Below are 13,836 nucleotides of genomic sequence, written 5' to 3' on the forward strand. Positions count from 1 at the left end.
GGGGGTTCGGAAAATGATTGCAGATAAAGGAAAGCCCCGAAATTCCGGGGCTTACTCGGACCTCCTTTCAGAGGTCAGTGCAGAAAATTTGACTGGTTCGGGTCCAGACCGATATGGGTGCCAAGCGCCTCCATGTCGGCCAGCAGCTTGAGCGTCGCCGCGACGATCTCCTCGGTGGCCGATTCGCGCTCGCGCGCGATCTGCACCCGACGCTGGGCCTGGGCCATCATGTCGTTGAAGATTTCCTGCGTCATCTCGGCGCGCGGATGCCCGCGCTCGGCCAGCAGGCTGACGGAATCATTGTTGATCTCGGCGAAACCGCCGGTGACCGCGTATTCCGTCTGCGTGCCGTCCGCGGCAACCACCGTGACCAGACCGGGGCGCAGGTTGACGATGGCCGGCGCGTGGCCGGGCATCGCCGTCAGGTCGCCCTCGGTGCCGGGCAGGCGCACCTCGCGCACCGGGACGGAAACCAGGTTCCGCTCCGGCGAGACGAGATCGAACTGCATCGTGTCGGCCATGTCGCCCCCTTACGCCGCGTCAGCGGCGAGGCGCTGCGCCTTGGCTTTCACGTCCTCGATGCCGCCGACCATGTAGAAGGCTGCCTCGGGCAGGTGGTCGTATTCGCCGTTCACCACCGCCGCGAAAGACTTGATCGTGTCTTCCAGCGGCACCTGCACGCCGTCCGAACCGGTGAAGACCTTCGCCACGTCGAAGGGCTGCGACAGGAAGCGCTGGATCTTGCGGGCCCGCGCCACGGTCAGCTTGTCCTCCTCGGACAGTTCGTCCATGCCGAGGATGGCGATGATGTCCTGCAGAGACTTGTATTTCTGCAAGATGCCCTGAACCGAACGCGCGGTGTTGTAGTGATCCGCGCCGACGATCGCCGGGTCGAGAATGCGCGAGTTCGAATCGAGCGGGTCCACCGCCGGATAGATGCCCAGTTCCGAGATCGCCCGCGACAGCACCGTGGTGGCGTCGAGGTGCGCGAAGGTCGTGGCCGGGGCCGGGTCGGTCAGGTCGTCGGCCGGAACATAGACGGCCTGGATCGAGGTGATCGAGCCGTTCTTGGTCGAGGTGATGCGTTCCTGCATCGCGCCCATGTCGGTGGCCAGCGTCGGCTGATAGCCCACGGCCGAGGGGATGCGGCCCAGAAGCGCCGACACTTCCGAACCCGCCTGGGTAAAGCGGAAGATGTTGTCGACGAAGAACAGCACGTCGGTGCCGGTGGCGTCGCGGAACTGCTCGGCCAGGGTCAGGCCGGTCAGCGCCACACGCATGCGCGCGCCCGGCGGTTCGTTCATCTGGCCGTAGACCAGCGCCACCTGCGATTCCGCCAGATTGTCCGGCTTGATGACGCCCGATTCCACCATCTCGTGGTAAAGGTCGTTGCCCTCACGGGTGCGTTCGCCGACGCCCGCGAATACCGAATAGCCCGAGTGCACCTTGGCGATGTTGTTGATCAGTTCCATGATCAGAACCGTCTTGCCCACGCCGGCGCCGCCGAAGAGGCCGATCTTGCCGCCCTTGGAATAGGGGGCCAGCAGGTCGATGACCTTGATGCCGGTGACCAGGATTTCCGAGGCCGTCGCCTGCGAGGCGAAGTCGGGCGCCGGCTGGTGGATCGCCCGCTTGTCGGTCGAGGTGATCGGGGCGCCTTCGTCCACCGGCTCGCCCACGACGTTGATGATGCGACCCAGCGTCACGTCACCGACCGGCACCATGATCGGGCCGCCGCTGTCCTTGACCGCAAGGCCGCGGACCAGACCTTCGGTCGCGTCCATGGCGATGGTGCGGACGGTGTTCTCGCCCAGGTGCTGGGCAACTTCCAGCACCAGGCGCTTGCCGTTGTTTTCCGTTTCAAGCGCGTTCAGAATTGCGGGAAGCTGGCCGTCGAACTGCACGTCGACGACGGCGCCGATCACCTGCGTGATTTTCCCTTTGGCCTCTGCCATGTGTTTAACCCCTGCGTGTCAGAGCGCCTCGGCGCCCGCGATGATTTCAATAAGTTCCGTGGTGATCGCGGCCTGACGCGAGCGGTTGTAGACCGTCGTCAGCTTGTCGATCATGTCGCCGGCGTTGCGCGTGGCGTTGTCCATGGCGCTCATCCGCGCGCCCTGTTCCGAGGCCGCGTTTTCCAGAAGCGCCGCGAACACCTGCGTTGCCACCGAACGCGGCAAGAGGTCGTTCAGGATCGCGCTTTCCTCGGGTTCATAGTCGTAAAGCGCCGAGGCAGCCGCCTCGCCCTCCTCGACCACGGCCGGGATGATCTGGCGCGCGGTCGGCACCTGGCTGATCACGGATTCGAAGCGGTTGTAGAACAGCGTCGCCACGTCGAACTCGCCCGCCTCGAAGCGGTCGAGGATCTCGTCCGTGATCTGGCGCGCGTTTTCATAGCCGATGCGCTTCACCTCGCTCATGTCCACGTGATGGACGAAGAACTGGCTGTATTCGCGCTTGAGCTGCTCGCGGCCCTTCTTGCCCACGGTCAGCAGGGTCACCTGCTTGCCCTGGGCCAGGAGGTCCGCCATGTGCTGGCGGGCGAGCTTGACGATGGTCGAGTTGAACCCGCCCGCAAGCCCGCGCTCCGATGTCATCACCACGAGCAGGTGCCGGCGGTCGTCGCCGGTCCCCGCCAGAAGCCGCGGCGCCTGGTCCGAGCCGGCCGCAGCAGCGGTCAGCCCGGCCATCACTGCGGCCATCCGGTCGGCATAGGGACGCGCGGCCTCCGCCGCTTCCTGCGCGCGGCGCAGTTTCGCGGCGGCGACCATCTGCATCGCCTTGGTGATCTTGCGCGTGTTCTTGACGCTGCCGATCCGGTTTTTCAGGTCCTTGAGGCTGGGCATCTATCCCTCCCCCTCAGGCGTAGGTCTTGGCGTAGCCGTCCAGCGCTGCCTTGATCGCACCCTCAAGATCGCCCGACACCTTGCGGTCGTTCTTGGTCATGTCCTCAAGCAGGTCAGCCTTCTGGTTGCGCAGATACTGGAGCAGGCCCTGTTCCCATTTGGTGACTTCGGCCACCGGCACGCCGTCCAGGTAGCCCTTGGTGCCGGCATAGATGACGATGACGATCTCGGCATTGGTCAGCGGCGAATATTGCGGCTGCTTCATCAGTTCCGTCAGGCGCGCGCCGCGATTGAGCAGCTTTTGCGTCGCGGCGTCGAGGTCCGAGCCGAACTGCGCGAAGGCCGCCATCTCGCGATACTGCGCCAATTCCAGCTTGACCGGGCCGGCCACGGATTTCATCGCCTTGGTCTGCGCCGAGGAGCCCACGCGGCTGACCGACAGACCGGTGTTCACGGCCGGGCGGATGCCCTGGAAGAACAGTTCGGTTTCCAGGAAGATCTGGCCGTCGGTGATCGAGATCACGTTGGTCGGGATATAGGCCGACACGTCGCCCGCCTGCGTCTCGATGATCGGCAGCGCAGTCAGCGAGCCGGCGCCATTGGCCTCATTGAGCTTGGCCGAGCGTTCCAGCAGGCGCGAATGCAGATAGAACACGTCGCCCGGATAGGCTTCGCGTCCCGGCGGACGGCGCAGCAGGAGCGACATCTGGCGGTAGGCCACGGCCTGTTTCGACAGGTCGTCATAGATGATCAGCGCATCCATGCCGTTGTCGCGGAAATATTCGCCCATGGCGGTGGCCGAATAGGGTGCCAGATACTGCATCGGCGCCGGGTCCGAGGCGGTGGCGGCCACGACGGTCGTATAGGCCATGGCGCCGGTTTCTTCCAGTTTCTTCACCAGTTGCGCCACGGTCGAACGCTTTTGGCCCACGGCGACATAGATGCAGTGCAACGTCTTCATGCCATCGGCTTCGCGGCCGTTGTAGTTCGCCTGGTTCAGAATGGTGTCGAGCGCGATGGCGGTCTTGCCGGTCTGACGGTCGCCGATGATCAGCTCGCGCTGGCCGCGGCCGACGGGGATCATCGCGTCCACGGCCTTCATGCCGGTCGCCATCGGCTCGTGCACCGACTTGCGCGGCATGATGCCGGGGGCCTTCACGTCGGCGACGCGCATCTCGGCGCCTTCCAGCGGGCCCTTGCCGTCGATCGGATTGCCCAGCGCGTCGACGACGCGGCCCAGCAGCGGCTTGCCGGTCGGAACCTCCACGATGGCGCCAGTGCGCTTGACGGTGTCGCCTTCCTTGATCGAGCGGTCGTCGCCGAAGATCACCACGCCGACGTTATCGGTTTCAAGGTTCAGCACCATCCCGCGGATGCCGCCGGGGAATTCGACCATCTCGCCGGCCTGGACCTTGTCCAGGCCGTAGACGCGCGCGATGCCGTCGCCGACCGACAGCACCTGGCCCACTTCGGCCACTTCGGCGTCCTGACCGAAATTCTTGATCTGATCCTTGAGGATGGCCGAGATTTCGGCAGCCTGGATTCCCATTATCCGACCTCTTTCATAGCATTCTGGAGGGAGGCAAGCTTCGAGCGGATCGAGCTGTCGATCATCTGCGAGCCCAGTTTGACGATCATGCCGCCGATGAGGGCCTCATCGACGCGCGCGTTGAGTTTCACCTTCTTGCCGGTCTTGGCCGACAGGGTCTTGGCCAGGCGGGCCTGCTGCTCGTCGCTCAGCGCCAGGGCGCTGACCACATCGGCGGTGACCTCGCCGCGCGCATCGGCGATCAGGCCGCGCAGGCGGGCGATGAACTGCGGCAGGGTGAACAGCCGGCGGTTGCGGGCCATCAGCCGCAAGGTATTGGCCAGTTCGGGCGCCAGACCCATGCGCCCGGCCAGGGCGCCGATCGCGGCCTCTTGCTGGCTGCGGTCGTAAAGCGGCGATACGGTCAGATCGCGCAGATCCTTGCTGGCGTCACAGGCCTTGGCCAGTTCGTCGATCTGGGTGGACAGGGCGTCGATGCCGCCCGAATCCCTGACAAGATCGAACAGGGCCTGCGCGTAACGCCCGGCGATATCAGCGGAAATCGAAGCGGAATTGGCCACGGTCATCCTTCCGGTTAGCGCAAGCTCCGCTGGCGGGCCGGCGTCCGGCCGGTCTGCCGCAGAGCGCGGGTCAATGGGCTGGCCCTGGCGCTGTCCTGCTGGAGCCCTCCCGAAATCTGCGGCGTCTCTAGCAGGTGCCTTTCGCTGCCGCAACCGCCTTGAACACGAAAAAGCGAGCCGTGGCGCGCTTTGCAGCCGCCATGCCGCAACCGGTTGCGCAAACATCGCCCGGGGCTGCGATCTTGCGCCGCAGGCGGGCCGATGCGCAAGTGCGGATTCGCGCCTCAGGCCGGATCGCGGGCGATGCGCGCCCCCTGCCCCGCCGGCCGAGGCCGGGCAATGCCGCCCAGCACGCCCAGCGGGCTGGGCACCGAGACACGGTGGCCGCGGCCGACCGGGGCCGGCACCTGCTTGGTGAACTCGCCCAGGACCACGCCCGCCACCAGCACGGCGCTGATGCGCAGGCCGGTGCGTTCCCACATCTGCGCGCTTTTCAGCCAGAAGCGGCGGTCCGAGGGCGGGATGTAAAGCGCCGCCCCCGTCCTTTCGGGGACAAAGCCCGCCGCGCGGGCCGGCGCCTCGAGCTGGCCCAGCGAATAGCTGCGGCCAAAGCCGAAGGGGGTGGATTCGGACCGTGCCCAGAGGCCGGCGCGATTCGGCACCATGACCAGCATGCGCCCGCCCGGTCCGAGTACGCGCCAGGCCTCGTCGAGGATCGCCGCAGGATGGTCCGCGGATTCAAGCGCGTGCAGCAGCACCAGCCGGTCGACGCTGCCGGTATCGACCGGCCAGGCGGTTTCCTCGCACAGGACGGAACAGTTGGGCATGCCCGCGGGCCAGGCCATCACCCCCTGCGGCCCCGGCATCAGCGCGCTGACGCGGCGCGCCCGCGCCAGATAGGGCCGCAGCAGGGGCGCGGCAAAGCCGTAGCCCGTCACGGTCATGCCCTGCGTCTGTTCGGGCGGCCACAGGCCGGTCAGGCGGTCGCGCAGGATGCGCTGCACCACCCGCCCGAGGGCGCGCGTATAGTAGAACCTCCGCAACTCATCGACATCGTGGTGCATTGCGCCTCCGGCCTGGCAGCGCCAGACTGGGGCAAAGGAAGGAGTTTGCCAATGCCGCTGCAACTGCTGCCCCTGCGCTGCCTGACCGACAACTATGCCTGGCTCGTGCATGGCAACGGCCAGACCGCGCTTTTCGACGCGCCCGAGGCGGCGCCGGTGCTTGCCGAACTGGCGGCGCGCGGCTGGTCGCTGGACCTGATCGCGCTGACCCATCACCACGACGACCATATCCAGGGCGCGGCAGAGTTGGTCGCGGCGACCGGCGCGCGCGTGCTGGGCAATGCGCTTGACGCCGCGCGCCTGCCGCCGCTGGACCTCGCGCTGCGCCCGGGCCAGCCCTGCACGATCTGCGACGAGCCGGCCGAGATCATCGACGTGCCCGGCCATACCATCGGCCATGTCGCCTATCACCTGCCGGCCTCGCGCCTGCTGGTCACCGGCGACAGCCTGATGGCGCTTGGCTGCGGCCGCCTGTTCGAGGGCGACGCGGCGACGATGTGGGAAAGCCTGTCAAGGCTGAACGCGCTGCCCGCCGAGACACTGGTCTGCCCGGGCCACGACTATTGCCGCGGCAATGGCGCCTTCGCCCTGTCCCTCGAACCGCAGAATGCGGCGCTGCAGCAACGGCTGGCCGACACTGCCGCCGGTCGCCGGCCCTGCGCCCCGGCATCGCTGGCCGAGGAACGCGCCACGAACCCGTTCCTGCGCCTGGCCGAGATCGGCAGGGCTCAGGGTTTCCACGGCGTTTCCGATGCCGGCGCCTTTGCCCGCCTGCGGCTGATGAAGGACCGGTTCTGACCCTGCGCCGCGAGACCGGGGGCCGGGCCGGTGCTTGAAAATGCGCCGGCACATGATCACATCTGTCTCACCCGTGGGAAAATCGGCAGCGGCCAGGGCGATTACGGCTTGAATTGTGCCAGAATCCACCAATTCTTAACTGTATCGTGACAGCCTGGCCGGGCGGTTCGCATGATCATGCGGCCCGCGCCGCCAGCCGACTGACAGGAGCTTGACGTGCCGTCCTTTTCGACTTCGCTGGAACAGGCCATCCATGCCGCGCTTGCGCTGGCCAACGAGCACCGCCATGAACTGGCGACGCTGGAACATCTGCTGCTGGCCCTGACCGAAGAGCCCGATGCCGTCAAGGTGATGCGGGCCTGCAATGTCGATCTGGACGAGCTGCGCCGCATGCTGGTCGAATTCATCGAGGATGACCTGTCTACGCTGATCACCGATGTCGAGGGCTCCGAGGCGGTGCCGACCGCCGCCTTCCAGCGGGTGATCCAGCGCGCGGCGATCCATGTGCAGTCCTCGGGCCGCAGCGAGGTGACGGGCGCGAACGTGCTGGTGGCGATCTTTGCCGAGCGCGAATCGAACGCCGCCTTCTTCCTGCAGGAACTGGACATGACCCGCTATGACGCGGTGAACTTCATCGCGCATGGCGTGGCCAAGAACCCATCCTTCGCCGAGAACCGCCCCGTGCAGGGCGCCGAGCAGGAACATGCCCAGCCCGAGCAACCCGCCTCCAAGGACGAGACGGCGCTGGCGAAATATTGCGTGGACCTGAACCGCAAGGCCAGCAAGGGCGATGTCGATCCGCTGATCGGACGCGCCGACGAGGTCGAGCGCTGCATCCAGGTGCTGTGCCGCCGGCGCAAGAACAATCCCCTGCTGGTCGGAGATCCCGGCGTCGGCAAGACCGCCATCGCCGAGGGTCTGGCGCTGAAGATCACCCGTGGCGAGACGCCGGACGTGCTGGCCGGATCCACCATCTTCTCGCTCGACATGGGGGCGCTTCTGGCCGGCACCCGCTATCGCGGCGATTTCGAGGAGCGGCTGAAGGCCGTGGTCAAGGAGCTTGAGGAGCATCCCGACGCGATCCTGTTCATCGACGAGATCCACACGGTGATCGGCGCCGGCGCCACCTCCGGGGGGGCGATGGATGCCTCGAACCTGCTGAAGCCGGCGCTGGCGGGCGGCAAGCTGCGCTGCATGGGCTCGACCACCTACAAGGAATTCCGCCAGCATTTCGAAAAGGACCGCGCGCTATCACGCCGGTTCCAGAAGATCGACGTGAACGAGCCCTCGGTGCCGGATGCGATCAAGATCCTGATGGGGTTGAAGCCCAGTTTCGAAAAGCACCACGACCTGCGCTATACCAATGAGGCGATCAGATCGGCGGTGGAACTGGCGGCGCGCTACATCAACGACCGAAAGCTGCCCGACAGCGCCATCGACGTGATCGACGAGGCCGGCGCGGCCCAGCATCTGGTGGCGGAAAGCAAGCGCCGCAAGACCATCGGCCCGCGGGAGATCGAGGCCATCGTCGCCAAGATCGCCCGCATCCCGCCGAAGAATGTCTCCAAGGACGATGCGGCGGTGCTGAAGGATCTGGACGCGACGCTGAAGCGGCTGGTCTTTGGCCAGGATGCCGCGATCGAGGCCCTGGCCTCGGCGATCAAGCTGGCGCGTGCCGGGCTGCGCGAGCCGGAAAAGCCGATCGGCAACTATCTTTTCGCCGGCCCGACCGGCGTCGGCAAGACCGAGGTGGCAAAGCAGCTCGCCTCGTCTCTGGGGGTGGAACTGCTGCGTTTCGACATGTCTGAATACATGGAGAAACACGCAGTTTCCCGGCTGATCGGCGCGCCTCCCGGCTATGTCGGCTTCGATCAGGGGGGGCTGCTGACCGATGGCGTCGACCAGCACCCGCATTGCGTGCTGCTGCTCGACGAGATCGAGAAGGCCCATCCGGATGTCTACAACATCCTGCTGCAGGTCATGGACCACGGCAAGCTGACCGACCATAATGGCCGGCAGGTGGATTTCCGCAACGTGATCCTGATCATGACCACCAACGCCGGCGCCGCCGACCAGGCCCGCGCCGCCTTCGGCTTTGGCCGCGAGCGTCGTGAGGGCGAGGACACCGCCGCCATCGAGCGCACCTTCACCCCCGAATTCCGCAACCGCCTGGACGCGGTTATCAGCTTCGCGCCGCTGTCGCGCGAGGTGATCGTGCAGGTGGTCGAGAAATTCGTGCTGCAACTCGAGGCGCAGTTGATCGACCGCGGCGTGCATATCGAACTCAGCCCCGAGGCCGCCGACTGGCTGGCCGAAAAGGGCTATGACGAGACCATGGGCGCGCGTCCGCTGGGCCGGGTAATCCAGGAGCACATCAAGAAGCCCCTGGCCGAAGAACTGCTGTTCGGTCGCCTGACCAAGGGGGGGCTGGTCCGCGTCCGGGTCGAGGGCGACAAGCCGGTTCTCGACATCACCGGCCCCGCGACGCCAAGGATCAGCAACTCGAAGCCGCCGCTCCTCACCGCCGACTGACCTGACGCGCGCAAGGCGGCGCCCCTTGCCCACGGCCCGGCGTCCGACCTGCCAAAACGCGGCAGGCGGCCCGGCACACGCAGCCTGACCCGGCCACGCTCACCACAGGTCTGCAGCAGCTACCTCCCCATTGCCGCGCGCCACTCTGCGCTGGACCGCCCAAGCCGAGCGCGCGCTCTGGCGGCCCTCGGACCCGTCGCCGGCGCGGGCGGCGTGCGTGGCGGTGGGCGTGAACCAAATCCCGGCCTTTCTCTCGCGCCGAGCTGACCTTCGGCTGGCGGCGGACGAAATCAGCGCCGCGGTCAGCACCAGGAAGAGTCAGTTCCTTGCGCCCTGGGACAGACCCGAAGTCACGGACACAGTCGCCTCAACCGGAAACGGCCGGGTCATGCTGGCCGAGCGCGATGTGAGTTCCGGCTGACATTGCGCGCTTTCCGCAGCGGGCAGGTTCCGCGGCTTGCCCCGTCGCCATGGGGCTCCGTTCAGACTTCGGCTGGCCATCGCGCGCAGCAAGGCCTTGTCCCGGTCCAGGTCATCGAGGGTATCGGACAGGCGACCTCTCCCGGCACATCGCCTTCGTTGATGTGGATGGTCGCCTTTGATCGGCCTTGCACTCGGCACGGACATGGTCGACGGCCCGCCCAATCGCGCGCAGGCACAGATCATCGGCATGTCCCAGACCGGTGCACGGCCAGCGGACGATCCGGCCCGGAGCGCCGGGATGCCACATCTGGTCAGTATTGCCCGGGAGCTGGTCAGGGATCACGGCTGCACCGGGCTGGGCAGGCCATCACAGTTGCTCCTTGCGCCACGGCGAAGCCAACGTCGGGTCCCACTCCTCGAGCGGCATTCGGACGCCGGCAGACGCGCCAAGCGCTTGGAAAATGTGAGTGCCTGGCACCCTGCGCGCCTGTACAACGCGAAGCCGACCAAGACCAACCGCATGGACTCACGTTATGAACAAGGGACGGACGGTGGACAGGTCAGCCGCCAACTGAACATGGGCACACCGCCCGCCAAAAGCGCCATGCCATTTGCCAGCCAGAAAGGCTCGGACGGACGGGTTCAGCCGATCAGCGGCGCACCCTGGCCGTAGGTCTCGCGGTAGTGGCGTTCAAGCCGCATCAGCGCCAGGCGCAGCACGATCTTGCCCGAACGGGCCGACCAGCCGAGGCGGCGCTCGGTCATCTCGATGCCTTCCAGAAAGCAGCAGACCCTCAGGCACAGGTCGCCCATGCCCGGCCCCAGTTCGCGCAGCGCCGCCGCGACGCGGTTGCGCGCCCCTTCCGAGCCGCCACCATGCCCGCCCGCCATGCGCGACACGGAGATGCCGGCGGTCAGGAAACGGTCCCAGTTCTGCGCGATGCGCGGCCCCATCTGCGCCAGTTCGAAGTCCTCGCGCAGACGCTCGCCCGCGGCCACCATCTCGGGGGTCAGAAAGGGGCTGCCATCGGCCTCGCGGCGGCGGGCCAGCATCAGCAGCGGGCTTTCGGCGATATTGATGCGGGTGCGGCGGCGCCGGCCGTCCTCGGGGTCGGCAATCTCGCGTTCTTGCCAAAGGCGATGACGGTCGGAATGGTGGAACTCGGCCGCGCCCTCGGCGCAGCCCTGCAATTCGGCGACCGGGGCCGAGCGCAGGAAATCCTCGCCCCGCGGGACGGCATTGCCGCGCCGGGTCGCCAAAAGCAGTCGCAGGGCCTCGCGCCCCTGGGCCGAGATCGCATAGCGGCTGATGCGGCCCTGCCCCAGCAGTTGCACCCAGCCGCGCACCGCCATGTGCTCGGCCAGTTCGCGGTCCAGAATGGCGGTGCGGATGTCGTCGCGCACGACGATGGCCTTTTCCATGCCTTCGGCCACCACCATCTGCGCGCCCGGCTCGGCCAGGCGGCGCAGCACCCTGCCGATCTGCTTCATGCCCACCTGCCCGGGCGCCACCGGGCCATTCCCTGCCTGCGGTTCATGGGCCGCGCGTTCGACCGCGCGATCCACCAGCGGATCGTCGCGGCGTGCCTCGAAACGGCGGATGCGGCGCAGAATGGTCGAGGCGTGGCAGCCCGACTCGCGTGCCAGGGCGCGGATGGTCTCGCCGCCCTCGACATGGCGCAGATACAGCTTCAGGTCGGCGTCCTCGACCGGGCGGAAGGCAGGAACCGGAGGGGCGGCATCGGGTCGATTGCCCGCCATGGTGCCGACACCGCCAGCCAGCCCGGCGATCGAGGCGTCCAGAGCGAAATCTCCCGTCAAAATCGTCATGGTCATTCCTTCGCTTCCTGAGGACGAGCAGGCATCAACTCATCCATGGGTTGTGTTTCGCCCCGCTGCCACTTGCAGGATCAGCCCGGGATGTTGGGATATTTGCTAACAATTACTAAATATTTCTTGCCGTGCCGCGCGCAGTTCGGGGTCAGGGCGCAACACACGCATTGGTTGTTGATACTCAACCCGTTCTGACGGAGGAGAGGATCGCCATGACGATGATGAGCAATGTGATTGCCTTCCAGCCGCGCCTTGGCCAGCCGCCGATGCGCCGCCCCCGGCTGCTGGTCAGGGCGGCGCGCGCCGGCCTTGCCGGCTGGAGCCGCCGCCGTGACCTGCGCCGCCTGCTGCGCTGCGAGGACCTGCCGGCCGTGGCCGCCGCCCTGCCCCGCCTGCGCGCCGAGGAGGAAAGCCTGGACATGGCGCGGCGCGCCGGCCAGGCCGAATATGACGTGCAGCGACACATCCTGCTGCTGGTGGCGATCCTGGCCGAGACGGCCGAGGCCGCCCCGCGCCCGGTGCCGTTGCCGGTGTCGATGGCGCTTACTTTCCCCTGAACAGCGAGCCGAGCACGCCGCGCACCAGCGCCTGCCCGGTCCTGCTGCCCAGCTGCCGCGCCAGGCTCTTGCCAAAGGCCATGGCAATGCTGTCGCGCCCCGAAGTGCGGGAAGCGGGTTGGCGGGCGCGGGTCTCGACGGGGATTTGCAGCGCCGGATCCGCGCTCGGTACCCGGCCCTTGTCCCGGTCCATGCGCCACAGGTCATCCTCGCCTGCCGCGGCCTGCGTGGCGGCGGTGCGTCGGGCCAGAATCTCGGCAGCGGATTCGCGATCCAGGGCCTTGCCGTATTTCAGTGACATGGGCGATGCGGCGTTCAGCGCCGCGCGCGCCGCGTCCGGGATCGGGCCAAGCAGTGACATGGGCGGACGGATAAGCGTGCGCTGCACGATGCCCGGAACGCCCTTGGCCTCAAGCAGCGAGGTGACTGCCTCGCCGGTGCCGACGGCCTGGATCGCCTCGGCAGTGTCGAATTCCGGGTTCGGGCGATAGTTCTGCGCTGCCAGCCGCAGGGCCTTCTGGTCCTTGGCGGTGAAGGCGCGCAGCGCGTGCTGCACACGGTTGCCCAACTGCCCCAGCACCGCCTCGGGCAGATCGGCGGGGTTCTGGCTGATGAACCACAGGCTCACCCCCTTCGAGCGGATCAGCCGCGCCACCTGCTCGATCTTTTGCACCAGCGCCGGCGGCGCGTCGTTGAACAGCAGATGCGCCTCGTCAAAGAAGAAGGCGATGCGCGGCTTGTCGGGATCGCCCACCTCGGGCAGTTGCTCGAACAGTTCCGACATCAGCCACAGCAGGAAGGTGGCGTAAAGCCGGGGCGAGTTCATCAGCCTTTCCGCCGCAAGGATATTCACCATGCCCTTGCCCGAGGCATCGAGGCGCATGATGTCGGCAAGCTCCAGCGCCGGCTCTCCGAACAGCAGCTGACCGCCCTCGTTCTCCAGCACCATCAGCGCGCGCTGGATCGCACCCACCGAGGCGGTCGAGACATTGCCGTATTTCAACGACAGGTCCCTGGCATTCTGCCCGACCCAGACCAGCATCGCCTGCAGGTCGGCAAGATCGAGCAGCGCCAGCCCCTCTTCGTCGGCGATGCGAAAGGCGATGTTCAGCACGCCCTCCTGCGCATCGCTGAGCCCCATCAGCCGCGACAGCAGCAGGGGCCCCATCTCGGCCGGGGTCGTGCGCACCGGATGGCCGCGCTCACCCCAGACATCCCAGAAGGTCACCGGAAAGCCCTGATAGCCCAGCGCGACGCCGATCTGCTGAGCGCGCTTGAGAAATGCCTCGTGCAGCTTGCCCTCGGTCGAGCCGGCGGCGGAAATCCCGGCCAGGTCGCCCTTCACATCGGCCATGAACACCGGCACCCCCGCCCGCGAGAACGATTCGGCCAAGGTCTGCAGGGTGACGGTCTTGCCGGTTCCCGTCGCCCCCGCGATCAGCCCGTGGCGGTTGGCATAGCGCAACAGCAGGTCTTGCGGGCATGCGTAGCCGGCGCCGCCCCCGCCGACGAAGACGGTTCCAGCCTCGAGATCGACGATTTCCGTCATAGTTCCTCCCCAGGTCGGCAAAAAAACGCAGCCAGCCGACGAAAGCACAATACAATCCTAACGAATCTGTGTCAGTCTGTTCCTGTCGGGCCTTCCGCGTGGGTGGCAGGCCGACTTCCTCCCTG

The 13,836-nt window shown here is 67.0% G+C and carries 12 protein-coding genes; 4 read left to right on the top strand and 8 right to left on the bottom strand.

Annotation, left to right across the window (positions count from 1 at the left end):
* Positions 1-74: 74 nt before the first annotated feature.
* From WMK75_RS04390 to WMK75_RS04415, 6 genes are all read right to left on the bottom strand, one after another.
* Positions 75-521, bottom strand: coding sequence for a F0F1 ATP synthase subunit epsilon (locus tag WMK75_RS04390; protein ID WP_347266441.1), 447 nt, complete (start codon positions 519-521; stop codon positions 75-77).
* A 9-nt stretch (positions 522-530) separates the two neighbouring features.
* Positions 531-1,955: a F0F1 ATP synthase subunit beta gene (gene atpD / locus WMK75_RS04395; RefSeq protein ID WP_347266442.1), complete on the bottom strand. Its 1,425-nt coding sequence runs from the start codon at positions 1,953-1,955 to the stop codon at positions 531-533.
* Between the two features lie 18 nt (positions 1,956-1,973).
* Entirely contained in the window at positions 1,974-2,846 is an 873-nt protein-coding gene (locus WMK75_RS04400) for a F0F1 ATP synthase subunit gamma (RefSeq protein WP_347266443.1), read from the bottom strand.
* A 13-nt stretch (positions 2,847-2,859) separates the two neighbouring features.
* Positions 2,860-4,395 carry a F0F1 ATP synthase subunit alpha gene (gene atpA / locus WMK75_RS04405; RefSeq protein ID WP_347266444.1) on the bottom strand — a complete coding sequence of 512 codons (1,536 nt, stop codon included), beginning with the start codon at positions 4,393-4,395 and terminating at the stop codon, positions 2,860-2,862.
* Complete coding sequence (locus tag WMK75_RS04410) at positions 4,395-4,961, bottom strand: F0F1 ATP synthase subunit delta (protein WP_347266445.1); 567 nt, start codon at positions 4,959-4,961, stop codon at positions 4,395-4,397. Before WMK75_RS04410 ends, atpA begins: the two co-directional genes overlap by 1 nt.
* A 278-nt stretch (positions 4,962-5,239) precedes the next feature.
* Entirely contained in the window at positions 5,240-6,019 is a 780-nt protein-coding gene (locus WMK75_RS04415) for a methyltransferase domain-containing protein (RefSeq protein WP_347266446.1), read from the bottom strand.
* 51 nt (positions 6,020-6,070) lie between these two features.
* Between WMK75_RS04415 and gloB the strand changes: the two genes are divergently transcribed.
* The 3 genes from gloB (at position 6,071) to WMK75_RS04430 (ending at position 10,445) form a co-directional block, all read left to right on the top strand.
* Positions 6,071-6,817, top strand: a complete 747-nt coding sequence (gene gloB, locus WMK75_RS04420) for a hydroxyacylglutathione hydrolase (RefSeq protein ID WP_347266447.1) — start codon at positions 6,071-6,073, stop codon at positions 6,815-6,817.
* A 216-nt stretch (positions 6,818-7,033) separates the two neighbouring features.
* Positions 7,034-9,349, top strand: a complete 2,316-nt coding sequence (clpA, locus tag WMK75_RS04425; protein WP_347266448.1) for an ATP-dependent Clp protease ATP-binding subunit ClpA — start codon at positions 7,034-7,036, stop codon at positions 9,347-9,349.
* Positions 9,350-9,947: 598 nt separating this feature from the next.
* Entirely contained in the window at positions 9,948-10,445 is a 498-nt protein-coding gene (locus tag WMK75_RS04430; RefSeq protein WP_347266449.1) for a hypothetical protein, read from the top strand.
* On the opposite strand, the gene WMK75_RS04435 is transcribed toward WMK75_RS04430, so the two are convergent.
* Positions 10,415-11,608: a DUF6456 domain-containing protein gene (locus WMK75_RS04435; RefSeq protein WP_347266450.1), complete on the bottom strand. Its 1,194-nt coding sequence runs from the start codon at positions 11,606-11,608 to the stop codon at positions 10,415-10,417. The genes WMK75_RS04430 and WMK75_RS04435 overlap by 31 nt on opposite strands.
* 209 nt (positions 11,609-11,817) lie before the next feature.
* Here WMK75_RS04435 and WMK75_RS04440 point away from each other — a divergent pair, with 209 nt between their 5' ends.
* Positions 11,818-12,162 (top strand): DUF6477 family protein, encoded by a 345-nt coding sequence (locus WMK75_RS04440; RefSeq protein WP_347266451.1) that lies wholly within the window; start codon positions 11,818-11,820, stop codon positions 12,160-12,162.
* On the opposite strand, the gene WMK75_RS04445 is transcribed toward WMK75_RS04440, so the two are convergent.
* Complete coding sequence (locus WMK75_RS04445) at positions 12,149-13,711, bottom strand: helicase HerA-like domain-containing protein (protein WP_347266452.1); 1,563 nt, start codon at positions 13,709-13,711, stop codon at positions 12,149-12,151. The genes WMK75_RS04440 and WMK75_RS04445 overlap by 14 nt on opposite strands.
* Positions 13,712-13,836 lie beyond the last annotated feature (125 nt).

It is taken from the genome of Paracoccus sp. (in: a-proteobacteria), assembly GCF_039808215.1.
Taxonomy (GTDB): Bacteria; Pseudomonadota; Alphaproteobacteria; order Rhodobacterales; family Rhodobacteraceae; genus Paracoccus.

What these genes read in the sequence shown, in the direction of transcription:
- WMK75_RS04390 (WP_347266441.1), bottom strand. Translation starts at nt 521, where the DNA reads ATGGCCGACACGATGCAGTTCGATCTCGTCTCGCCGGAGCGGAACCTG.
- atpD (WP_347266442.1), bottom strand. Translation starts at nt 1,955, where the DNA reads ATGGCAGAGGCCAAAGGGAAAATCACGCAGGTGATCGGCGCCGTCGTC.
- WMK75_RS04400 (WP_347266443.1), bottom strand. Translation starts at nt 2,846, where the DNA reads ATGCCCAGCCTCAAGGACCTGAAAAACCGGATCGGCAGCGTCAAGAAC.
- atpA (WP_347266444.1), bottom strand. Translation starts at nt 4,395, where the DNA reads ATGGGAATCCAGGCTGCCGAAATCTCGGCCATCCTCAAGGATCAGATC.
- WMK75_RS04410 (WP_347266445.1), bottom strand. Translation starts at nt 4,961, where the DNA reads ATGACCGTGGCCAATTCCGCTTCGATTTCCGCTGATATCGCCGGGCGT.
- WMK75_RS04415 (WP_347266446.1), bottom strand. Translation starts at nt 6,019, where the DNA reads ATGCACCACGATGTCGATGAGTTGCGGAGGTTCTACTATACGCGCGCC.
- gloB (WP_347266447.1), top strand. Translation starts at nt 6,071, where the DNA reads ATGCCGCTGCAACTGCTGCCCCTGCGCTGCCTGACCGACAACTATGCC.
- WMK75_RS04435 (WP_347266450.1), bottom strand. Translation starts at nt 11,608, where the DNA reads ATGACCATGACGATTTTGACGGGAGATTTCGCTCTGGACGCCTCGATC.
- WMK75_RS04440 (WP_347266451.1), top strand. Translation starts at nt 11,818, where the DNA reads ATGACGATGATGAGCAATGTGATTGCCTTCCAGCCGCGCCTTGGCCAG.
- WMK75_RS04445 (WP_347266452.1), bottom strand. Translation starts at nt 13,711, where the DNA reads ATGACGGAAATCGTCGATCTCGAGGCTGGAACCGTCTTCGTCGGCGGG.